This is a genomic window from Streptomyces sp. 6-11-2, from assembly GCF_006540305.1.
In the GTDB taxonomy this organism is placed as follows: domain Bacteria; phylum Actinomycetota; class Actinomycetes; order Streptomycetales; family Streptomycetaceae; genus Streptomyces.
Genome location: NZ_BJOR01000001.1, coordinates 251930 through 273038, shown reverse-complemented (window position 1 = coordinate 273038; position 21109 = coordinate 251930). Strand labels below are relative to the sequence as shown.

Below are 21109 nucleotides of genomic sequence, written 5' to 3'. Positions count from 1 at the left end.
CGAGCTGTACCCGAAGGTCCTTGACGACACCCGACTCGGGCCTGGATCGCTCCTACGCCGTATGGCTGCCGAACCTGGACCCGACGTCGCCAGCGTGGTTCGGCGAGACGTGGCGGACGCCGTACGGCGAGCGCTGAGCAGCGGGCCGCTTGCCGCCTCCGTTCGCGACGTCGTGCAGGACTGGTGGCGCGATCAGTCCCCGGCCACCGGCGTCACGGTCCGCGACGACATGCGTCAGGAGGTCTTCCGCCCGCTCCCCATCCACCTCGGCGCGCTGGACGAGACCCTGAAGTGGGGCGGCGAAGCCGCTGAGGCGGCCGATACCCGCATCGACGTCGAGCTGACGAGCCCCCGCTGGCTTTGGAAGTAACGGCTGGCCCCTGGGCGCTCACCGAAGGCCCGGCCGACGCCGGGACGGCGAAAAACTTGGTATGCGGAGCCGTCGGGACCAGGTAACGTCTTGCTCATGTTCTTCCAGACGCCGATTTACGAGTGAGAGCGTGATGGGCCCCTGCTGACGTCCTTCGACGTCGCCGTGCCCGTCCCCCACTGATGAATCCGTAGATCACTTCACAACATTCCGGGAGAACCCGTGAGCAAGAACATCAACAACCCCGTGGGCATGGGCGGCGGCCAGCGCAAGAAGCTGTCCCGCGCCGAACGGCAGAACAACGGTCCGCACCGCAACCTCGACCGCCAGGGTGCCGCCGACCAGAAGGCGGAGCTGGTGCGCAAGATGCGCGAGAAGGCAGGCACAGCCGAGGGCGCCGGGCAGACGGGCGACAACACCGCACAGAGCTGACGCACCGCCACCGCAGGGCGGCACCGCACGGGGCAGGGCCCGGACCGCGACACGTGGTCCGGGCCCTGCTGCCGTACCGGGCGCGGCCTGCCCCGCTCAGCTCTCGGCCGAGCACTCGCGTCTCAGCCGACCAACCGGGGCAGCCGCAGATTCAGCAGCCCCGTCACCGCCACCACCCCGAGCTGCACCAGCAGCGTCACCACCAGCGCGTTTCCCGTGCCCGGCCCGGGCGACACCGCCTCGCTGAGTTGGCCAGCGTCGACGCGCGCCAGCGGGCCTCTTCGAGTCGGAGCCGGGTGCAGTAAGCCGTCGAGAGAGGTTCGAGTGCCTCCGGCGGCAGGCCCGGTGGGCAGATGGTCGAAATCGGGCTCATTGTATGAACTTCACCATGTCGCTGACCTGACCCTATGAGGGCCGGGCCCCCTTCCGTGCTCAGCCGGGCGATGCCTATCGTCCGGGTATCGACGGGCTCGGGAAGGAGGCCCTCAATGTCTGTCTACGTCGGTATCGATGTGCACCGCAAGCGGTCACAGATCGCGGTCCTCGACCAGGACGGCACAGTCCGGATCAATCGGAGCGTGCCCAACGGGGTCGGGCCGGTCCTGGGTGTGATCGGGTACCTGCCGATGGGTACTCCGGTCGCGTTCGAGGCCGCCCATGGCTGGTGCTTGCAGCTCGGATCAGACGTCACCGCACATCCAACCGCCACAACCACCAACCCGGCGAATCTATGTGATCACAACACTAGCGAGGTGAAACGCGGAGCTCAGCGGACACCGCGTGCGGTTTTCGGCGCGGGCCACCAGGCCGCGTCCGAGATCGGGGTCGCCGGTGAGCCGGTGAGCCGGGGAACGACGTCGGTGACCATGGAGATCTCGCCCCGCTCGATCGCCTGGTACCACGAGATCCAGGTCTCGATCTGTTCCCCGCTCATACCCCGTCGCCAACGTCGCGAGAAGGCTTCCTCCAGCGTCTCGGGTTCGTAGCGGTAGGGCCGGCCGGTGGCCGCGGCGATCCGGGTGACCGCTTCGTCGAGAGTGAGGGCCTGCGGCCCGGTGATCTCGAGGATCGCTCCGTCGTGCTGGGAGTGGGGACCCTCGTCGAGGGCGACGGCCGCGATCACGGCGGCGATGTCCTCGTGGGTGACGAAGGCGGCCCGGCCGGTGGTCGCGGGACCGCTCACGACGAATTCCTCGTCGGCGAGGGCCGCGGGCGTCGAGGTGTAGAAGCCCGCGCGGAGCACGGTGTGGCGGATCCCGGCCCCGGCCAGGAACCGCTCGGTCAGCCATTGGTCGCGGGCGTTGAGGTACGTGGCGGTCGGCGCCGCGCCGACGAGGGACACGTACAGGACCCGGTTCACCCCCACCGCCATGGCGGCTTCGACCGCGGTGGCGTGCTCCTCCAACCGGTGTCCTGTGCGGTGTCCGGAGACCAGGATGAGGGTCGACGCGCCTTCGAGCGCCGTGCGCATGGCCGAGGCGTCGCCGTAGGCGGCCGGACCGCGCCGCTCGGCGCCCGGCAGCTCGGGCAGGCGGCCCGGGTCCCGTCCGACGAGGAGTTGGGGGACGCGCTGGCCGGCGAGCCGGGCGGCGATCCGGCTGCCGAGTGCCCCGGTCACCCCGGTGACCGCCACTGTGGCGTGGTTCTTCTCAGACATGGAACTCCTTGCTGTCCGGGCCGCTGTCGACAGCGGTGCTCCTGCTCTCGATCACGTCTGGCGGAGCACGCCGGCCTCGACCGCGTCCTCTGGTTGTACAGCGGCGCGGTGGTGTCACCGCCACACGGATGCCGTGTGTCGCCAGGACCCGGGAGGTGGCCACTGCCGTGCCGCGGCTTTCCGCCAGCAGTCGGTGTGATGGTCACCGCCGGACCCGTCATGATGTGTGTTCTTCCTTGTAACGGCCAGGGGCGGGCGGGGTGCCTCGTCACCGGCGCGGCCCGCCGCCGGGGTCGGCGGGGGCCGGCTCCGCCCTGTGGAGCGACGCCGCACCGGAAGGCTCAGCCGGTCTGGCCTGGATCGTTGGGGTGTGACTGCATGGCGGTGATCACCGCGGTCGCCCAAGGCCGCATCGGTAGGCTTCCGAGCACTTTCTCACGCAACGCCGCCTCGTCGTCGGCGCGCCACACGCCGACCGTGTCGTTCGCCTGCACGACGCCCGGCACGGCTGTGCCACGCTGCTCACCGCGCGTCTCTCCTCCAAGGCCCCACCAGGGCCGACGAGGGCTTAGCGCACGATCTGACATGGATGTTCCTCAACCCCCAAGAGGCCCGTAGGTTCAGGGAAACCGAAGCCTGTTCAGCGGGAACTCGCGGGTCGGTCCGTGTGCATCAACTGGGCGTATCCGTGGGTTCGGCGGGAACCGTGGGGTGGGCCGCGAGGCGGGCCGAGCCGTCGGCGTTCTTGCGCTCAGAGGGAAACAGCGGGGCACCAGGGTGAGTGTGATCGTCGTCGAACTGACCCCACACGTCCTCGATCAACCACCGCAGTGTCCGGTCTGCGCCGTTGATCAGCGGCACCATCCGCTCGCGCGGGCCCGATGCGCGGGCGCCCTTGCCGTAGAGATGGGACTTAACGCCTTCTCAGATGCCCAGTCGTTTGCAACGACCGCAGGTGGACCGTCGGACGACCGCGTGTTTCACAGGCGAACGCGGCGGTCGAGTAGGAGTCGCACAGAGAGTGCTCAGGTGCGGTCGCGGTGGTAGGCGGCGAGGAGGAAGAGCCAGATCTCGCCGACGGTCGGGAAGCAGGCGATGGCGTGCCTGAGTCGCTTGAGCGGGACCTCGCCAGCGACCGCGACGGTCGCCGAGTGCAGCAGTTCGCTGACTCCGGGGCCGACGAAGGTCACCCCGAGCAGGACTTCCCGGTCGAGGTCGACCACCATCCGCGCGTGGCCTCGGTAGTTGTCGGCGTAGAGGTTGGCGCCCAGGGCGGCGTTGAAGTCGAGGTCGACGGTGTGGATGCGGTGGCCGGCCTGGGCCGCCTGTTCGGCGGTCAGGCCCACGGCGGCCGCCTCGGGGTCGGTGAAGAAGACTTGGGGCACGGCGTGCTGGTCGGCGGTGGTGGCGTGGTCTCCCCACGGGCCGTCGTCGAGGGGGCGGCCTGCGGCGCGGGCGCCGATGGCGTCGCCGGCGGTTCGTGCCTGGTACTTGCCCTGGTGGGTGAGCAGGGCCTGGTGGTTGACGTCGCCGAGGGCGTACAGCCATGTGCCGTCGACGTCACGGACCAGGCAGGTGGTGTCCACCTTCAGCCATGTGCCGGGGGTGAGGCCGACGGTGTCCAGGCCGATGTCGTCGGTGGCGGGGGTGCGGCCGGTGGCGAACATGACCTCGTCGGCCTGCAGTTCGCTGCCGTCGTCGAGGGTGAGGGTGACGGGCCCGGTGGGGTCTGGGCGGCGCACGGCGGTGACCTGGGTGCCGATCCGCACGTCCGCACCCGCCTCGGTGAGGCTGCGCGCGATGAGCTCGCCCGCGAAGGGTTCCATGCGGGGGATCAGGCGGTGGCGGGCGAGCAGGGTGACCTGGGAGCCCAGGCCCTGCCAGAGGGTGGCCATCTCCACGCCGACTCCCCCGCCTCCGACGATCGCGAGCCGGGCGGGCACGGTGCTGGAGTCGGTGCCGTGCCGGTTCGTCCAGGGCCGGGACTCGGCGATGCCGGGGATGTCGGGCAGGGCCGGTCGGCTGCCGGTGGCGATGGCCACCGCGTGCCGGGCGGTGAGGGTCAGGCGCGCTCCGTCGTCCCTGGTGACCGTGGCGCGGCGGGGGCCGTCGAGGCGGCCGTGGCCGCGGTACAGGTCGGCGCCGATGGACTTCACCCACTCGGCCTGTCCGGTGTCGTCCCAGTCATTGACGTAGTGGTTGCGGCGGGCGAAGACCCGGCCGGTGTCGGGCCGATCGGTGACGGCCTGCCGGGCGCCGTCCACCCGGTGGGCGTCGGCGAGGGCGATGACCGGCCGCAGCAGCGCTTTGCTGGGGACGCAGGCCCAGTAGGCGCATTCGCCGCCGACCAGTTCACGTTCCACGACGGCCACGGTGAGGCCGGCGGTGCGGGCGCGGTCGGCGACGTTCGCGCCCACCGGGCCCGCGCCCAGCACGACCACGTCGTAGGTGCCGCGTTCCTGGTTCTCGCGTGCTTCGCTCATTGCTCCCTCGCGTCTGGTAGGGGCGGGCGGGGCCACGTCCCAGCTCATGTAACCGCGCGGTGCGCACACAGCCGTCCTACCTTGGCCGTAGGAATCACCAACAGCGGCCATCCGTCCCCCTGATGGCCCACGCAGAGGATCGGCTGGCAGGCGCCATCCTGCTCGGCGACAACCGCGCCGCAGGCCGGGTCATCCGGCTCTTCGACCGCCAAGAACCCGTCCCTTCCGATCGCCGCACCCCGCTCTTCCTCGACCTCGCCGACCGCCCGACGGCTGAAGCCGCACCCGAGACCGCCGTGGTAGGTCAGTGCAACGGCGTCAGCAAGGAGACCAGCCTGCGCCACTGCACCGAACCCGGCACGGACCTCGGGCGGATCGCCCGACGCCCCCGAGCCACCACTGATGCGGAGGGTGCCCCGACACCGTACGTGCCCTGCTCGTGCAGGCCGGCCGCCCGCCACACCCCGACAGGAGCCGGTGAGAACCACCCCGCCAGCTTCCAAAGCTGCGACTATGGCACGGGAATGACGAACCGGGCATAGCGGCGCAAGTGCGGCGCGGACTTTGGGCCGTGAAGGCGGACCGGGGGGCCAGGCGTCCGCGCGCCCTGCCGCCGGTTATCCGCCGTCCATGACCGGATGATGGTCTTGCCGCGGGCGTGGCGGCCGGGGGTGAACGCGGCGGGTGCCTCGGCCAGCGCCCTGACCTCGCCGACGATCGGCTTGAGCCGTCCGTCCCTGAGCCGCTGGACCAGGTCCGCGAGCCGGGCACGGTCGGGCTCGGCGACGAAGAAGACGGCCCGGCCGTCCCGCGGACGGACCTCGGGCGGCGAAGCGATGGTGACCAGCGTGCCCCCGGCCCGCACCAGTGGGGCCGAGAGCTCCTGGACCTCGTCGCCGATCACGTCGAGGACCAGATCGACCTCCCCGACGCCCTCCAGCCGATCGGCCTGCAGATCCACGAAGGCATTCACACCCAGTCCGACAGCGGTATATTTCTGCCCGGCATCGGCTCCGCGAGTGCTGTCCGCCATTCAGGCGCACCGAAGGCGTCAGCGAAGTACTGCGTCTCGTGCACCACTTGTCCGTGGGCGAATTCCATGATGCTCACCGAGTAGGTGGGCACCCCGTCGTAGGTGATGACGCACTCGCTCACCCACAGAGCCCCGCCGCCGGTGATCGGTGTCCCCACGTTCCGACGCCAGCCAGTGTTCCTCGAGTGCGGCCCTGGCCCGGATGTCGGCATCCATCGGCATTGTCCCCTCTGCAGGCGGCCGGAGCGATCCGGGGACCTGGGAACGCTTCGAGGCTTCCCCCAGGACGCCGTGCCGTCGAACGTCATGGGCAACGGTGACAGCGTAGATCGCCAAGGCAGCGAATCAGCTTTAAGGACACTGCGGATCAAGATCGGACGACTCGTGATGCGTGGAAATCCTTGATGCCCAGGTCGGCGACGGGATCGTCGGTGGTCACGGTTCGCAGCGGCCGTTGACCGCGGTTGGCGAATGATCCGCCGTCGGCGAACCGGGCGTTCCGCTTGGCTGGCTCGTCCGTGTTGATCACTGTGACGGCAACCCCTTCTTGCTCTGAGCCTGGACCCCCGGTGACGCCGACGGGGACGTCCAGTTGCCGCCAATCCTGGACCGCCGCTGCCTCCCATGCCACTCGACTTTGCCGCAAATCGTGATCATGCAGGTCAACGCCTTGCGTGATCCGACACGGCGAGTCGGCGCCGAGGTGCGATTCGTAACCGAATACCCCGACTGCACCCTGCGTGATGAGTCGATAACGGTTCATGATCGCGATTCGCCGCAAAGTCGAGCGGGGCGGCTGCTGTGTTCGATGAGGTCATCCAGCGGGCCGAGATGGCTGGTCAGTACTGACATCGGCCGAATGCAATCAAGTCATGCCGATCGGCGTGGCCACCCTGCGGAAGATGTATCGGAGCGCTGAATCACTCTGGCGGAGCATCGTATGGCTCGCCACTGTTGCGCCGTCACTTTGACAGGTGTTGGGTGACAGCGAGGAGGCGCCGGGGCAGAGGTCCGCGGAGACGCATCGTCCCCGGGCTCGGACGTCGAGCGAATGCGATTCCCGACCCTTTCGCTGCGTCACACCATTCACCGACCTGCCAGTGCCGCCTCGAACGAGGAGATTCACCGATGGAAATACCCGAGGGAATCACACACACCCGTCGCCACTTCCTTGGCACCACTGCCGCAGCTGCTGTGACGGCCCAACTCGGCACGACTGGTGAAGCACAAGCGCAGTCCGAAATGGGAAAACCCGTGGTTTCTCCCGCAGCCAATCCTGGGGCTGACGCATCCTTTGGTCCAGTGAAGCAGATCAATGCCGGGGGCCTGGACGTGGGATACGTCGAAGCCGGACCTGCGAACGGACGGCCGGTCATACTGCTACACGGTTGGCCCTACGACATCCACAGCTATGTTGCGGTCACGCCCTTGCTCGCAGCGAAGGGATACAGGGTGGTCGTCCCTTATCTGCGCGGCCATGGCACAACGCGATTCCTTTCAAGCAAAACATCCAGAAACGCCCAACAATCGGCGTTCGCTCTAGACATCATCGCCCTGATGGACGCTCTCAAAATTGATAGGGCCATCCTCGCCGGCTACGACTGGGGGGCACGGACGGCCGACATCATCGCGGCTCTTTGGCCGGAGCGCTGCAAGGCGCTGATCTCTGTCACCGGCTATTTGATCGTCAATGTCGAAGCCAACAAGCTGCCGACGCCACCGAAGAGTGAATGGGCATGGTGGTACCAGTATTACTTCGCCACGGAGAGAGGCGTGCTGGGTCTTAAGGAGTACCGACACGATTTGGCCAAGCTGGTGTGGAAATTCAACTCTCCGACATGGAACTTCGATGAGGCGACCTTCGACCGCACGGCAGCGGCTTTCAACAACCCCGATTACGTCAGCATCGTGATCGACAATTATCGCTGGCGGCTTGGCTTGGCCAAGGGTGAGCCCCGGTACGAGGCCATCGAAAAACGTCTTGCTGCGGCCCCGGTTATCAAGGTGCCGGCGATCACCATTGACGGAGCACACGATCCGTTCACACCCCCGGGAAATGGATCGGCCTATCGCAAGAAATTCGCCGGTAAATACGCGCACCAGACCCTCAAGGTAGGACACAACGTCCCGCAGGAGGCTCCGCAGGCCTTCGCAGAGGCTGTCGTCGAAGCCGATGGATTCTGATGGCGTTACCCCTCTGACAGGTGTCGGCGATCTGGTGCGGACCGCACTCGAGGGCTGACACGCGGCGCTCAACCCGCGGTGCGCCCCGCTGGGCGGAATCCCGATCCGCCGGCAGCCTGGTGCCTGTTACCAGGCCCACACCGGTGGTCATCTCCCCCCAGGAGTGCATTGAAGCCCGCCAGCAGCAGGTTGAGCAGGCGTACATGCCGGCCGGCGGGGGGAACGTCGATACTGTCCGCTCCTGCGCATATCGCTCCCAGCAGCGACATCACCGTGGCCACCGGGGTGTCCGCCGTCGCTCCTGTCCGCGCCCTCGATCCGGACCGAGGCGGCCAGGCCGGAGCTCGGCACGCTCGGCGAGACGGACCATCTGGCAGCAGTTCGGCGTCGGCGACCAGGTTCGGCTCATCGAAGTCGACACCCTCGGCCTCCTGCCGGCCGGCTGGGCGAGTGCGGCCGGCGCCTCCGACAACGCCGGCGGCATCCAACTGTTCTCACAGATCGTCACCGCCCTCCTCGCGTGACCAATGCGTGGACCGACACCGGCTACCACACCGAAGTCATCGGCCACAGCGCCCGCCTCGGCATCGACCTCGAAGTGGCCCAACGGGGCCCCGACCTCAAGGGGTTGAAGGTGATCCCGTAGCTCTGGGGCGTCGAGCGGACCTTCGGATGGCTCATGCATCACCGCCGCCTGGCCCGCGACTACGAAACCCACCCCACCGCTGCGAAGCCATGATGCACGTCGCGATGATCGACCTCATGAGCCGCAGGCTCACCCGCGAATCCACTCCGAACTGGCGAGACACCTGAACCCCGAACCAAACAACCGTGCCGGAACAAAGTGCTCTTTTAGTCGAGGCGGGAGACCTGGTAGTGGTTGATGTACCAGCCATCCTCTGTGCGTTTGACCAATACGCCGAGTTTGACCCCCAGGGTTGGGCGGTCGGTGAATGAGAAGTCAACGCTCAGGTAGCCGAGTACGAGGTTGTCCGCGGGCTGTCTGGTCTCGAGAATCCGATAAGCGGCGGTCATCCCGGGCGGTTGAGACTCGTAGTAGTCGACGACCCCCTGGCGTCCGACGCTGTAAGGGCGCAGTCCCTGGAAGATCGCGTCCTCGGTGAAGTGCGAAGCGACCAGTCGCGGTTCGTGTGCGTCGACGGCCGCCTTCCACTGATCGAGGACGCCGCGCAGGATCGCTTCGCTGTCTGTCGTACCGCCCATCGAGGTTCTCCGATCAGATGGAATCGGGCTCACAGCTGCTGGCCACAGCCCTATGTTCAGTGCCCGGCGCTCTGACCGCCGTCCACGTGCAGGATCTCCCCGGTGACGAACGCGGCGTCCTCGAGGTAGACGATGGCCTGGACGACATCGTCGATCTCACCCATCCGGCCAAGCGGGTGGAGCTTGGCAAGAGCCTCGTGCGTCTCGGGCGGGTGCATCGGGGTGCTGATGACGCCGAGCGCGACGGTGTTGACCCGGATGCCGTGGGCCGCGTACTCGATCGCCAGCGCCCTGGTGACCGCGTCGATGCCGCCTTTGGTCAGCGACGCGAGCGCTGAGGGCGACTGCGAGCTGGCGTGCTCCACCAGGCTGGTGGAGATGTTCACCACGTGGCCGCCGCCGTCCCGGGAGAGCATCGCTGCGACGGCGCTGCGGGAGACTTCGAAGAAGCCGCGCAGGTTCACGCCGGCAACGAAGTCGTAGTCCGCGTCGGTATAGGCGGTGAACGGTTTGGCGACGAAGACTCCGGCGTTGTTGACCAGGGTGTCGATTCGGCCGAACCGTGCGAGAGCCGCGTCGACGATACGGGCTCCGGTGCCCGGCACGGCCACGTCGCCCTGGACGGTCAGCACACCGGGATCGCTGGACTTACCGATGGAGCGGGACGTCGCGACGACTGCGTAGCCGAGCTCGCGGTACGCCGTGACAAGCGCAGCGCCGATGCCTTGGGAGGCGCCGGTGATGATCGCGACCCTCTGCAGCGTGTTCATAATCGGATCATCGCTTGCTTTCCTCCAGGTGGCACGTGCTGGGTCGGCGGGGGCCAGACCCGACCGTCCCATCCGGCCCGCTGGCTCCAGGCTACGTACTGTCCGCAGCCGGCTCACCCTGCCATCACGCTGCAACGCTGGTGGAAAACCTGGTTCAGCACGCCCCCACCAGCAGATTTACAGGACCTGATCAACGCAGTCAGCACCGGCCGACCAGATCTGCAACCGCAAGAAGCGTGGCAGCCCCGGCGGTCGACCCCCAAGGTCGACTACCGCGAACGCCATTCTGTCGAGTACGGGATCAACCGCCTCAAGAGACACCGCGCCGTCGCGACTCGCTATGACAAGCTCGCCGTCCGCTACGAGGCCACGGTCGTAATTGCCAGTATCAACGAATGGCTGTGACTGGCGCTTTCAAATGCATCCCAGTCGCGATCCCGATGCAAATGCTCAGGGCCCGCGTGGCGTTGGGAGCAACTGGCCACTGTGCGACGGCGCTATTTCGCGCTGGGTTCGTTGCTGTGTGAGGCGAGTCCCACGGCGGCGCAGGATGCGGCGATCGCCCAGGCGATCGGGCCTTGGAGTCCCGGCCACAGCGGGGCATACCCGGGCACGAGGACGAACAGGATGAACGGGATGTCCAGTAGGGACACCAGGGTCAGGTTGATCCAGAAGCCGGTTCTGGAGTTCCTCCAGTTCATGGTCACAGCGATGATGATCACGATGATGGCGCCCATCAGGATGTTCCATGCGTCCTGGAAGATGCGGGCCTGCACCATGCCCGGGTGGAGGGACTGGCCGAGCTTGAGCAGGTCGTGGGCCGCGTTGATGTGCACGATTCCCCAGATCACGAAGAAGACCGCTCCGATCTTCGCGGCACGCTGGTTCATGCCGGTCACTCCTCACCTGTTGTGCGGGCGACCTGTCCCGATGGTGTGGTCGTCGTTCGCATTCCTCGTCGACGTGAGTCCGTACCACCTGGCAGCGCCAGGGAGGAGGTTTCCTGCGGCGCAATGCCCACGAGAGCGGGAAGCCCGTTCACGCTCCCTGGCGGTCCACCGAGCCCAGCCACCGCGTCAGGGCATCGCGCACCTCGTCCGGGTCGGGGTCCTCGGCCGCCCACGCGGCATAGCCGTCGGGCCGGACGAGGAGGGTCGGGCGCAGGCCGGCCGCCGGGGAGACCGTCACCACTCGCCCCGCCCACGGCGTGGCAACCGCAGCGACATCGCGGCCCACCAACACGAACTTGCCCTCCCGCAGCGCCTCATAGAGCCGGGCCGGTTCCTCCGCCAGGCGGAGGTCTGGTACCCGGCGTCCGACGAGCGGATGAGAGCCGCGGGGTGCCCGGTAGGTGATCCCGATGCCGGAAATGCCGCGTGATGCGCGCGCCTCCACCACGACCGACTGGTGCACGGCGGTAGCCAGTGCGGCCCGCAATGCGCGGATCAGAGGTGACCCGGTGGTGACGGCCGTGAGGAGTGCGTGACTGACGCGCAGGACCGTGCGGCCCACCGGGTGACGTTCCGCGTGGTAACTGTCCAGCAGTGCGTCACCAGCCCAGCCGCGCAGGACGGCCGCCAGTTTCCAGCCTAGGTTGGCAGCGTCCTGGATCCCGGTGTTCATGCCCATGCCGCCGGCGGGCGAGTGGACGTGTGCGGCGTCGCCCGCGAGGAACACTCGTCCCTGTCGGTAGTGGGGTACCTGCCGCTCGTCGCTGTGGAAGCGGGAAAGCCACCGCGGGTCGTGCATCCCGAGGTCGCTGCCGATCGTACGCTCGGTGATGTCCCGGACGTCCTCCAAAGTGATCGGCGCATCGTCAGGCACCTGTTCGCGCCGGTCCCAGGCGACGATCCGGTACCAGCCGTCCCCGAACGGCGCGAAGAACGTGAAACCTTCTTCATTCGAGCTGAATTTGAAGATGTCGTCAGGGGCGCGGTCGAGCAGCACATCAGCCAACATCACGGAGCGAATGGCCGACTTGCCGGGGAACGGCATACCCAGGCTCTGCCGGACGGTGCTGCCCGCCCCGTCCGTGCCGACGACGTAACGGGCCCGAAGCGCGGCCATGGTGCCGTCCGGACGGCGCACGTCCACGTCAACGCCGTCCCGGTCCTGACGTAGCCCGGTCACCAGAGTCCCACGGAGGATGGTGGCTCCCGCTTCCTCCGTCCGGCGCAGCAGGGCCCGCTCGACCTGCCACTGAGGAATGGTGAGGATGAAGGGGAAGCGCGTTCGCAGCCTGGAGAAGTCGATACTGAGACGGCCGAACGGGTGCAGCGCCCGGGTCGGTGTGCCGATATGGAGGAGTCCGTCGGCCAAGCCTCGGGCGTCGAGCTGCTCCAGGGTTCGCGCATGGAGGCTGAAGGCGCGGCTCAGGTCGGATTCGTGATCGCGTCGCTCCAGCAGTGCGACCTTGACCCCGGACTTGGCGAGGTCACCCGCGAGCAGGAGGCCGGTCGGACCGGCCCCGATCACCAGAACGTCGGCGTCCGGTGCCCCGTGCGGGTTCGAAGAGTCACTTGGTGACATATCCGTCGTGTTCATATTTCCGAGTGTCAGCCCTGCTTGAGGGCGCGGCATGACGAGATCCGGATCGACGGCACAGCCGCGGGTGGGCCGCCAATCGTTATGCGCTTGGCGAGGTTGTCGATCGAGGCGATGTGGATCACGGCTGATGCGGTAGACGTCGTCGGCCACGATGTTGTTGACGTTGACTGCGAACGCCTCGCCGTTGCGCATGCCGCAGCCGCTCATCAGATCGGCGACCAGTGGCGAGCTGTCGTCGCCAGCGGTGCCTATGTGGCGCAGTTGCTCGGGCGAGGGGATCACCACCCGCTTGGGGTCGTACGGGGGTGGCTTGAGCCCGGTGGCGGGGTTGTCGTCGAACAGGCCCAAGCGGTGGGCGTCCAGCAGGATCGCCTTGAGGTTGTCGACGGCGTTGGACTGGGCGGCCAGTCCGACTCCGTTGCGTTCCATAGTCTGGATGAAGTCCTCGACGACCTTGTGGTCGAAGGTGTTCATCCGCCGGCCGCCCAGCAGGGGCAGCCGGTTGATGGCCAGCAGGGATTCCAGGTGCACCAACGACGCCGGCCCCAGGTCCCGCTGCCCGGCCTTCCACTCCGCGGCGTACTCCTCGAACCGCACCGCCCCGTACCTTGCGATCCGGTCCGCCTTCGCCTAGCCCCGCGGCACCGCCTTCTTCGCGTTGTAGACCTCCGTCAAACGCGCAATGGCCTTGTCCTGGGTCGCGAACCCGGACTCCTTCACCTGCTTCCCGGCCGCCGGCCGATACCGGATCCTGTACAGGTGAGGACACTTCGACCACCGCGGCCGCGGATGCCCGCACTCCTTGAAGAACGACCCCATCCCACGAACCAGGGCAGTGGAACTCACGATTGCTGACTCCTCCACGACCGATGATGACGGTTTGCTGACCGTCGGCGGTCCGGAACGCCGCTGACCTGCACTAATGTGCGGATGGTTCGCTATGTTCTGGAACTGCATCGCCCGCTCCCAGGAGGAGATCACCCAGGCCCGCCGCGACTGGATGGAGGGCACCCGATTCGGCGAGGTGAAGGGCTACGACGGCGCTCCGCTGCCGGCCCCCGAACTACCGCCGACGCCACTGAAGCCACGGGGAAGGGTTCGCTGACCTGCGGAAACGGCTGATTGGTCGGTGGAAGGCGGGCGACTCGCCGTCGTGCGTTGTCTCCCGTCCCTCCATCGCGACTCAGTGCTCGGCCTGTCGGCTTGCGGGAATCCGGCAAGGTGCCGATGGGCCGAAGAAGACCCGACCGCGTCCTGGTCCCGCCACCCAGCCCAAGAATGTTGCGGGCGCCGCCCCGCGCAAGCGTTACTGCCGGTTGAGATTCCGGAGTCGTCCGATGGACATCTGAAGAGCGCCGAAGGCGCGATCCGCGTCCTGCGGGGTGACACGGGTGGCAGGCAGGATGCCGTTACGCGCGTTACGCATGCGGGCGTACGTGTCGAAGCTGACGAGAACCTGCCGGATCGCTGATTCCCAGGACTCGGACGGGGACGAGGAAGTGGGATCCTGGGGCGACATTGTGAGACTCCATCGGGACGGCGGCTGCTGATTCGGACCACGACGGATCCATCGCCGACCAGACTTCCCGGCACACCATCCGCCCGACAGAGCAAGGCGAACTGCCACCACACTACCTGTGCCAACACCAGCGCGACACACATATGGCCCACTCAACGCAGAACCGATGAGGCGGGCCGGTCCGGGCGGCAGAGGGGCCGGGTTCTGATCGATGGTCAGGTGAGCTCCGGCGGTCATCGGCCTGGGCCCGCAGTTGGTGGCGGAACTCCAGCTCGGCGATCGGTCGACTTGTGGTGTTCGTGGCAAAACAGGTGAGGCGTCGGCCCCGAGGGTCGAGGAATGGCTGGGTGCAGGGGCCGCCCAGGGCACTTTGCCCGCTCCGCGGGTATCGACGCCGGACGATCAAGAGGCTGGGTCGGTCTCGTCCCTCGTCCGGTCGACCAGGAACCGCGTGGCATCGGACAGGGTGGTCAGTTCCGGGTGGTCCTCCTCGTCGATCCGGATTCCCTGCACGTACGTCCTTTCACCGCACCACCGAGGGTGTTGATCGTCGGCTGAAGTCAGCAGGGCCGATAGACCCCATGGGCGTGCCCGCATGGCTCTGTCGGGACGCCGACGTGGCCGGAATGCTGCGGTTGTAGGCCGTCGAAGGGCGGCGGGACCCACGCGCCGTCCGCAGTGCCGAAGGAGGTCGGTCGTGGATGCCGACGCCGCAGTGAACGTCTCCCCGGCCCTCGCGTCCGACGGGCATGTCATGGACAAGGACGGTATGGCCGCCCTCCTGGACGTGCTGGTCCGGCGAGGATTCACCGTGATCGGCCCCACGGTGCGGGACGGTGCGATCGTGCTGGCCGAACTGCGGTCGGCCGACGAGCTGCCGTACGGGTGGGGCGTGGAGTTGGAGGCCGGGCGGTACCGGCTTCGGGAGCGGCCGGACGGCGCTGCCTTCGCGAACGCGGCGGGTCCCCAGTCGTGGAAGCCGTTCCTGCATCCGCCGCGGGTGCGGGAGTGGAGCGCCGATCGGGTCGAGGGCGAGCTGGTTCTCACGGCCGAGCAGGCCGCACCGCCTCGATACGCCTTCCTGGGGGTGCGCCCCTGCGATCTTCGGGCCATCGCCATCCAGGACCGGGTGCTGACCGGTGGGACGTACCGCGACCCCGTCTACGCGGGGCGGCGCTCCGGGGCGCTGCTGATCGTGGTCGAGTGCACGGAGCCCGGCGCCACCTGCTTCTGCGTCTCGATGGGCACCGGGCCCGCTGCCGGTCCCGGCTACGACCTGGTCATGACCGAAGTGGTCGACGAGGGCGGGCACCGCTTCTGGATCCGCGGCGGCAGTCAGGAAGGCGAGGAGATCCTGGCCGAACTGCCCGCGCGTCCGGCCGACCCGGAAACCCGGGAAACGGCGCGCGCAGACGTCACGGCCGCCGCGACCCGCATGGGACGGAGCATGCCCGAAGCCGACCTGCGGGAGCTGATGGCCGGCACGCTCGACGCCCCCCGCTGGGACGACGTCGCCGGGCGGTGCCTGACCTGCGGCAACTGCACCATGGTCTGCCCCACCTGCTTCTGCACCACCACCGAGGACGTCACGGACCTCACCGGCGACCACGCGGAGCGGTGGCGGCTGTGGGACTCCTGCTTCGACCTGGACTTCTCCCATCTGAACGGCGGCCCGGTCCGCGCCTCGGCGCGCAGCCGCTACCGGCAGTGGATGACTCACAAACTCGGCACCTGGTACGACCAGTTCGGCTCGTCCGGCTGCGTGGGCTGCGGACGGTGCATCGTGTGGTGCCCGGTCGGCATCGACATCACCGAGGAAGCCGCCGCTCTGCACGACTGGACACAGTCCGGCGTACAGCCATCGGGGCCGGAGGAGCGATGACCACCCTGCCGCCCCCGCTGCCGTACCGCGTCGCCGACGTCCGGGCCGAGACCGGCGACACCCGGTCGATCGAGTTGGTACCGGCCGCAGGAGCACTCGCGCCCTTCTCCCCGGGGCAGTTCGCGATGATCTACGCCTTCGGGGTGGGCGAGGTGCCCATCTCGGCCAGTGCCCTGCGTGGCCGTCATGGGGGGCTCGTGCACACCGTGCGTGCGGTCGGCGCGGTCTCGACCGCCCTGTACCGGCTGCGCCCGGGGGAAAGCGTCGGACTCAGCGGGCCGTACGGCAACGGCTGGGACCTCGAAGCGGCAGCCGGCCACGATGTGCTGGTGATCGCCGGCGGCATCGGGCTGGCTCCGCTGCGGCCGGTCGTACACGCGGTCCTGGACCGGCCGGACGTCTACGGCCGGCTCGCGGTCCTGGTGGGTGCCCGTACCCCTGCCGATCTGGTCTACCGGGAAGAGATCGAGAGCTGGCGCGGCCGGGCCCGTGTGGAGGTGACCGTCGACCGGCCCGGGCCCGGCCGGCACGGTGCGGTGGGCGTGGTCACCACGCTCCTCGACCGCCTCGACCTGCGCCCCGAACAGACCTGCGCGCTCGTGTGCGGACCCGAGGTGATGATCCGGCACACCGCACGCGCCCTCTTGCTCCGGGGCCTGGCCCCACAGCGCGTTCAGGTGTCCTTGGAACGCAATATGCGCTGCGCCACCGGCCATTGCGGCCACTGCCAGCTCGGCCCGCTCCTGCTGTGCCGCGACGGTCCGGTCGTCGGCTACGACCGCGTGGCACACCTGCTCCTAGTAAGGGAGTTGTGACATGGTCACCGAGCTCGGACCGGCCACCGATCCACGGCCGGCGCTCGCCGTGTGGAAGTTCGCCTCCTGCGACGGCTGCCAACTGACCCTGCTCGACTGCGAGGACGAACTCCTCGGCCTCACCGAGCGCGTACGGATCGACCACTTCGTGGAGATGACCCCGGTCGAGGGCGCTGACGGTAAGCGCGCGCGGCTGGAGGGCCGCGGGCCGTACGACCTCTCCCTGGTCGAAGGATCGATCACCACCGCCGAGGACGCCGAGCGGATCCAGGGCATACGCTGCGCCTCCCGGTACCTGGTGACCATCGGAGCCTGCGCCACCGCGGGCGGCATCCAGGCGCTGCGCGACTTCGCCGACGTCGACGAGTTCCTCGCCGCGGTCTACGCCCATCCGGAGTACATCGCCACGCTGGAGACCTCCACACCGATCTCGGCCCATGTCCCGGTCGACTTCGAACTGCGCGGCTGCCCCATCGACCGCCGCCAGCTCCTCGAAGTCATCACCGCCTTCCTGGCCGGACGCAAGCCTCAGGTCCCGAGCCACAGTGTCTGCTTCGAGTGCAAGAGGCGCGGGACCACCTGCATCACCGTGGCCCACGGCACCCCCTGTCTGGGCCCGGTCACGCAGGCCGGGTGCGGAGCCATCTGCCCTGCCTACGGACGCGGATGCTACGGCTGCTTCGGACCCATGCGCCGGCCCAACCTGCGCTCCATGGTCGCGCAGCTGCGCCACGACGGGATGAGCGAGCAGGACATCCAGCGTGTCTTCCGCACCTTCAACGCCACGTCACCGGAATATGCCTCCGTACCCGACCTCGCGGTCGAGGAGCGGCACAGCCCTCGCGCCCGGAGAGAAACCCACCCGGAAAGGCCGGCATGAACCCTCGCGGAACCCGTGTCCTGCGACTTGACGCGCTGGCCAGGGTGGAAGGCGAAGCGGCCCTTCACCTGCGCATCCAGGAGGGCACCGTCACAGAGACGCGGCTGCGCATTTACGAACCGCCACGCTTCTTCGAGGCCTTTCTGACCGGCCGGGGCCACACCGAACCCCCCGACATCACCGCCCGCATCTGCGGCATCTGCCCGGTCGCCTACCAGATGAGCGCCTGCCAGGCGATCGAGAACGCCTGCGGTGTCACGGTGGACGGTCCCTTGGCGGAACTGCGCCGCCTCCTGTACTGCGGCGAGTGGATCGAGAGCCACACCCTGCACATCTACCTGCTGCACGCTCCGGACTTCCTCGGGCGAGCCGATGTCGTGGACCTGGCCCGCGACCAGCGAGCCGCCGTAGAGCGCGGCCTGAGGATCAAGCAGACCGGCAACGCGATCCTCGAACAGCTCGGCGGTCGCCCCATCCATCCCGTCAACGTCCGGGTCGGCGGCTTCTACCGCACGCCGGCACCGGACGAACTCCGTCCACTGACGGCACGGCTGCTACAGGCCCGGGAAGACGCGCTGGAGACCGTCCGCTGGGTCGCGGCGTTCGACTTTCCCGACGCCGTGTGCGACCACGACCTGTTCGCACTGTGTGACCCCGGCCGCTACGCCGTCGACTCCGGAACACCGGCGGTCATGGCCGCTCGTGGCCAGGGCCCGGCGCTGCGCGAGTTCCCCCTGTCCGACTTCGAACAGCACGTCCAGGAAGGGCAGGTACCGCATTCCACCGCTCTGACCGCCACCCTGGACGGCCGCCGCCATCTGACCGGCCCGCTGGCCCGCTACGCGATCAACGGCCGGTGGCTGCACCCCGTGGCCGCCGAGGCGGCGCGGGACGCCGGCCTGGGCGACCCGCTGACCGGCGCCATCTGCGACAACCCCTTCCGGAGCATCGTCGTACGCGCCGTCGAGGTGGTCCAGGCCGTCGAGGAGGCCCTGCGGATCATCGACGGATACGAACGACCAGCCCGGCCGGCCATCGAGGTCCCGCCCCGCCAGGGCGTCGGCGCCGGGGCCACCGAGGCGCCCCGGGGCCTGCTGTACCACCGGTACGCCCTCGCGGAGGACGGCACACTCACCGAGGCCCGCATCGTCCCGCCCACGGCCCAGAACCAGACCGCCGTCGAGGAGGACGTGCGCCGGGCCGTCCAGGCGCGCCTGGACACGGCCGGGCCCGTCGCCGGCGACGAGGAGCTCACCCACCTGTGCGAACGGACCATCCGCAATCACGATCCCTGCATCTCGTGCGCCGCCCACTTCCTCGACGTGACCGTGGAACGCCCATGAGCGGCCGGGTCGTGGTGATCGGCGTGGGCAACTCGCTGCGCGGTGACGACGGAGTCGGCCCGGCAGCGGTGGAGGCGTTGCGGGGCCGCGTTCCCGACGGCACCGTCCTGGCCGTCAGCGACGGCGAACCCGCGCGCATGCTCGACCTGTGGCACGACGCGGACACGGTGGTCGTGCTGGAAGCCCTCCGAGCCGGGTCGGCCCGGCCGGGGGAGTTGCGCACTCTGACGGCGGCGGAGGCGACCGGCCGCACGGCGGGCACGGCGAGCACGCACGCGCTCGGCCTCGGAGAGTGCCTCGCGCTGGCCGAGGCCCTCGGTCAACTGCCGCCGACGCTCGTGGTGCACGCCGTGGAAGTCGCCGACATCGAACTCGGCACGGGCCTGAGCGAAGCGGTGCGATCAGCGCTCCCCGAGCTGATCGACCGCGCCGCCGCCTCCGTCCGACAGGCCTACGAACAGAACCGGGGGGCCTGAGGGGCCGGTGGCAATGAGGACCCCGCCGAAGCATCCGACGGCCGGCCCCTGCATCGCGGGTGCGGAACCGGCCGGTTTCTCCGTCCGGGCACCACATCCCGCGACACGACCATCAAGATCATCCGGGTCGCCGTCCTCGAAGCGCATATGTCCGGGCAGCGCCCCGAGCATCAGGACCGTGCCGCCGGGTGTCCGCGGCGAGCACGCTGTGCCTACCCAACCCGTCAACGGACTTCCGCCGTTGAACCCTCACGCCACCTTTCGGGAGTGAGGGCGATGCCCGGGCGGCCGGAGGCAGAGGCGGGGCGCGGTACCGGATGGGCGGAGAGACGTCCCGCACGACCGGGCCCGATGTGGTGGCTGGTGGCCGTTGCCCTCGTGGCGGCCGTCGTCCTGGTTGCCCTCCTGCGCAGGCGTGAACTGGTCCAGGCGTATCACCTCATCACCGGAGTGCACCCGCTCCCAGTGGCGGTCGCCGTAGTGTGCGAGGCGCTGTCGATCGTGTGCTTCGCCGCGCTGTACCGCTGGCTGCTGGCGGCGGGCGGGGCCCCCTGGGGGCTGCGGCCCACGACGGGGATCGTCGTGGCTGCCAATGCCGTGGCGGGCGCATTGCCCGGCGGGGCGGCGTTCGCTGCGGCCTGGATCTTCAGGCAGTTGCGCCGTCGAGGCGTGGACCAGGTGGTCGCGGCGGCCGTGCTGGTGGTCGCCGGTGGACTTTCGGTACTCGGTCTGGCCGCCCTGCTCGTGGCCGCCACTGTCGCTGCGGGACCGGCAGAGCTGCGCGCCGTTCTGCTTCCCGGAGTCGGCGTGCTCGTCATCCTGGGGATCGCCCTGGCGGCGTTCGGAGCAACCCGCTTCGCCGGCTTCCGCGCAGCGGTGCGGCAGGCGTGGACGGACGCCGGGCGGCGCTCCCGCCGCATCCTGCAGGGCGAGGAGGCACTCGCCCAGCTGGTCGAGCAGGCTCACCACCTGCAACCCGGCCTGCGGCCCTGGCTGAGACCGTTCGCCTTCGCACTGTTGAACTGGTTCCTCGACGCCGCTTGCCTGGCCGCCGGCCTGTGGGCGCTGGGCATCCGCGTGCCCTGGCACGGTCTGCTGCTCGTCTACGTGCTCACCCAGATCCCCGGAAGCCTGCGCCTGACCCCGGGCAGCGTCGGCATCATCGAGACGAGCCTGTCCGTGCTACTCGTTCTGTACGGTCTGCAGCCCGGATCGGCGATCGCAGCGACGCTCCTGTACCGGGCCGTCAGCTATTGGGCCCTGCAGCCCGTCGGTTGGGCGTGCTGGCTCGTCATCACCTTCCAGGGCGGCGCGTCCCGCTCCGGGCCCCGCCGCTCGGCAGGTTGGAGCCCGTAGCAGTCGAAGGAGCTGAGCCAGGCGCCCGGCCACAGCGAACACGAGCTTCGTTCGGGCGAAGGCCGCCCCGCAGCGCGCACCCGTCCGGGGTCGGACCGCTGTCCCGCCGCGGCGTCGGCCCTACGGCCGACCGCCGGA

At 68.8% G+C, this 21109-nt stretch carries 17 protein-coding genes and 4 pseudogenes; 12 read left to right on the top strand and 9 right to left on the bottom strand.

Features of this window, described 5'->3' with window-relative positions; all coding sequences use genetic code 11:
• The first annotated feature begins 61 nt into the window (after positions 1–61).
• Both TNCT6_RS01360 and TNCT6_RS01355 read left to right on the top strand, forming a co-directional pair.
• Positions 62–370 carry a hypothetical protein gene (locus TNCT6_RS01360; RefSeq protein WP_216372760.1) on the top strand — a complete coding sequence of 103 codons (309 nt, stop codon included), beginning with the start codon at positions 62–64 and terminating at the stop codon, positions 368–370.
• 222 nt (positions 371–592) lie between these two features.
• Entirely contained in the window at positions 593–802 is a 210-nt protein-coding gene (locus tag TNCT6_RS01355; RefSeq protein ID WP_093896585.1) for a DUF6243 family protein, read from the top strand.
• A 766-nt stretch (positions 803–1568) separates the two neighbouring features.
• Here TNCT6_RS01355 and TNCT6_RS01345 read toward each other — a convergent pair.
• The 5 genes and pseudogenes from TNCT6_RS01345 to TNCT6_RS01315 form a co-directional block, all read right to left on the bottom strand.
• Positions 1569–2459: an NAD(P)H-binding protein gene (locus TNCT6_RS01345; protein ID WP_141355747.1), complete on the bottom strand. Its 891-nt coding sequence runs from the start codon at positions 2457–2459 to the stop codon at positions 1569–1571.
• A gap of 341 nt (positions 2460–2800) precedes the next feature.
• Positions 2801–2965 carry a muconolactone Delta-isomerase family protein gene (locus TNCT6_RS01340; RefSeq protein WP_253265985.1) on the bottom strand — a complete coding sequence of 55 codons (165 nt, stop codon included), beginning with the start codon at positions 2963–2965 and terminating at the stop codon, positions 2801–2803.
• A gap of 519 nt (positions 2966–3484) precedes the next feature.
• On the bottom strand, positions 3485–4942 hold the full coding sequence (locus TNCT6_RS01330; RefSeq protein ID WP_141355743.1) for an NAD(P)/FAD-dependent oxidoreductase: 1458 nt from the start codon (positions 4940–4942) through the stop codon (positions 3485–3487).
• Between the two features lie 634 nt (positions 4943–5576).
• A pseudogene (locus TNCT6_RS01325) lies at positions 5577–5948 on the bottom strand (zinc-binding dehydrogenase); the annotation flags it as partial.
• 394 nt (positions 5949–6342) lie between these two features.
• A complete protein-coding gene (locus tag TNCT6_RS01315) occupies positions 6343–6738 on the bottom strand; it encodes a hypothetical protein (RefSeq protein ID WP_141355739.1) in 396 nt (131 codons plus the stop codon).
• Between the two features lie 365 nt (positions 6739–7103).
• Here TNCT6_RS01315 and TNCT6_RS01310 point away from each other — a divergent pair, with 365 nt between their 5' ends.
• Positions 7104–8159: an alpha/beta fold hydrolase gene (locus tag TNCT6_RS01310; protein ID WP_141355737.1), complete on the top strand. Its 1056-nt coding sequence runs from the start codon at positions 7104–7106 to the stop codon at positions 8157–8159.
• Between the two features lie 401 nt (positions 8160–8560).
• A pseudogene (locus tag TNCT6_RS41860) lies at positions 8561–8972 on the top strand (IS5/IS1182 family transposase); the annotation flags it as partial.
• A gap of 39 nt (positions 8973–9011) precedes the next feature.
• Here the strand turns inward: TNCT6_RS41860 and TNCT6_RS01300 are convergent.
• Complete coding sequence (locus tag TNCT6_RS01300) at positions 9012–9383, bottom strand: hypothetical protein (RefSeq protein WP_141355735.1); 372 nt, start codon at positions 9381–9383, stop codon at positions 9012–9014.
• Positions 9384–9439: 56 nt separating this feature from the next.
• Positions 9440–10153 carry an SDR family NAD(P)-dependent oxidoreductase gene (locus TNCT6_RS01295; RefSeq protein ID WP_141355733.1) on the bottom strand — a complete coding sequence of 238 codons (714 nt, stop codon included), beginning with the start codon at positions 10151–10153 and terminating at the stop codon, positions 9440–9442.
• A gap of 270 nt (positions 10154–10423) precedes the next feature.
• Between TNCT6_RS01295 and TNCT6_RS40420 the strand changes: the two are divergent.
• A pseudogene (locus tag TNCT6_RS40420) lies at positions 10424–10558 on the top strand (IS5/IS1182 family transposase); the annotation flags it as partial.
• 92 nt (positions 10559–10650) lie between these two features.
• On the opposite strand, the gene TNCT6_RS01285 reads toward TNCT6_RS40420, so the two are convergent.
• Together TNCT6_RS01285 and TNCT6_RS01280 are read right to left on the bottom strand one after the other, a co-directional pair.
• The gene (locus tag TNCT6_RS01285; RefSeq protein WP_141355731.1) at positions 10651–11043 is read right to left on the bottom strand and encodes a hypothetical protein; all 393 of its coding nucleotides are present in this window, start codon (positions 11041–11043) and stop codon (positions 10651–10653) included.
• 148 nt (positions 11044–11191) lie between these two features.
• Positions 11192–13297, bottom strand: coding sequence for an FAD-dependent monooxygenase (locus TNCT6_RS01280; RefSeq protein ID WP_308789454.1), 2106 nt, complete (start codon positions 13295–13297; stop codon positions 11192–11194).
• 343 nt (positions 13298–13640) lie between these two features.
• Between TNCT6_RS01280 and TNCT6_RS01270 the strand changes: the two are divergent.
• From TNCT6_RS01270 to TNCT6_RS01225, 7 genes and pseudogenes are all read left to right on the top strand, one after another.
• A pseudogene (locus TNCT6_RS01270) lies at positions 13641–13805 on the top strand (pirin family protein); the annotation flags it as partial.
• A gap of 1168 nt (positions 13806–14973) precedes the next feature.
• Positions 14974–16101, top strand: a complete 1128-nt coding sequence (locus TNCT6_RS01250; protein ID WP_172633168.1) for a 4Fe-4S dicluster domain-containing protein — start codon at positions 14974–14976, stop codon at positions 16099–16101.
• Complete coding sequence (locus TNCT6_RS01245; protein WP_141355719.1) at positions 16098–16916, top strand: FAD/NAD(P)-binding protein; 819 nt, start codon at positions 16098–16100, stop codon at positions 16914–16916. Before TNCT6_RS01250 ends, TNCT6_RS01245 begins: the two co-directional genes overlap by 4 nt.
• A gap of 1 nt (position 16917) precedes the next feature.
• Complete coding sequence (locus tag TNCT6_RS01240; RefSeq protein ID WP_141355717.1) at positions 16918–17796, top strand: oxidoreductase; 879 nt, start codon at positions 16918–16920, stop codon at positions 17794–17796.
• Positions 17793–19139 carry a Ni/Fe hydrogenase subunit alpha gene (locus tag TNCT6_RS01235; RefSeq protein WP_141355715.1) on the top strand — a complete coding sequence of 449 codons (1347 nt, stop codon included), beginning with the start codon at positions 17793–17795 and terminating at the stop codon, positions 19137–19139. Before TNCT6_RS01240 ends, TNCT6_RS01235 begins: the two co-directional genes overlap by 4 nt.
• The gene (locus TNCT6_RS01230) at positions 19136–19615 is read left to right on the top strand and encodes a hydrogenase maturation protease (protein WP_141355713.1); all 480 of its coding nucleotides are present in this window, start codon (positions 19136–19138) and stop codon (positions 19613–19615) included. The genes TNCT6_RS01235 and TNCT6_RS01230 overlap by 4 nt, the downstream gene beginning before the upstream one ends.
• A gap of 363 nt (positions 19616–19978) precedes the next feature.
• Complete coding sequence (locus tag TNCT6_RS01225) at positions 19979–20971, top strand: YbhN family protein (RefSeq protein WP_253265984.1); 993 nt, start codon at positions 19979–19981, stop codon at positions 20969–20971.
• The last annotated feature ends 138 nt before the right edge of the window (positions 20972–21109 follow it).

What these genes read in the sequence shown, in the direction of transcription:
- TNCT6_RS01315 (WP_141355739.1), bottom strand. Translation starts at nt 6,738, where the DNA reads ATGAACCGTTATCGACTCATCACGCAGGGTGCAGTCGGGGTATTCGGT.
- TNCT6_RS01330 (WP_141355743.1), bottom strand. Translation starts at nt 4,942, where the DNA reads ATGAGCGAAGCACGCGAGAACCAGGAACGCGGCACCTACGACGTGGTC.
- TNCT6_RS01285 (WP_141355731.1), bottom strand. Translation starts at nt 11,043, where the DNA reads ATGAACCAGCGTGCCGCGAAGATCGGAGCGGTCTTCTTCGTGATCTGG.
- TNCT6_RS01250 (WP_172633168.1), top strand. Translation starts at nt 14,974, where the DNA reads ATGGACAAGGACGGTATGGCCGCCCTCCTGGACGTGCTGGTCCGGCGA.
- TNCT6_RS01295 (WP_141355733.1), bottom strand. Translation starts at nt 10,153, where the DNA reads ATGAACACGCTGCAGAGGGTCGCGATCATCACCGGCGCCTCCCAAGGC.
- TNCT6_RS01310 (WP_141355737.1), top strand. Translation starts at nt 7,104, where the DNA reads ATGGAAATACCCGAGGGAATCACACACACCCGTCGCCACTTCCTTGGC.
- TNCT6_RS01245 (WP_141355719.1), top strand. Translation starts at nt 16,098, where the DNA reads ATGACCACCCTGCCGCCCCCGCTGCCGTACCGCGTCGCCGACGTCCGG.
- TNCT6_RS01240 (WP_141355717.1), top strand. Translation starts at nt 16,918, where the DNA reads ATGGTCACCGAGCTCGGACCGGCCACCGATCCACGGCCGGCGCTCGCC.
- TNCT6_RS01345 (WP_141355747.1), bottom strand. Translation starts at nt 2,459, where the DNA reads ATGTCTGAGAAGAACCACGCCACAGTGGCGGTCACCGGGGTGACCGGG.
- TNCT6_RS01300 (WP_141355735.1), bottom strand. Translation starts at nt 9,383, where the DNA reads ATGGGCGGTACGACAGACAGCGAAGCGATCCTGCGCGGCGTCCTCGAT.
- TNCT6_RS01235 (WP_141355715.1), top strand. Translation starts at nt 17,793, where the DNA reads ATGAACCCTCGCGGAACCCGTGTCCTGCGACTTGACGCGCTGGCCAGG.
- TNCT6_RS01360 (WP_216372760.1), top strand. Translation starts at nt 62, where the DNA reads ATGGCTGCCGAACCTGGACCCGACGTCGCCAGCGTGGTTCGGCGAGAC.
- TNCT6_RS01230 (WP_141355713.1), top strand. Translation starts at nt 19,136, where the DNA reads ATGAGCGGCCGGGTCGTGGTGATCGGCGTGGGCAACTCGCTGCGCGGT.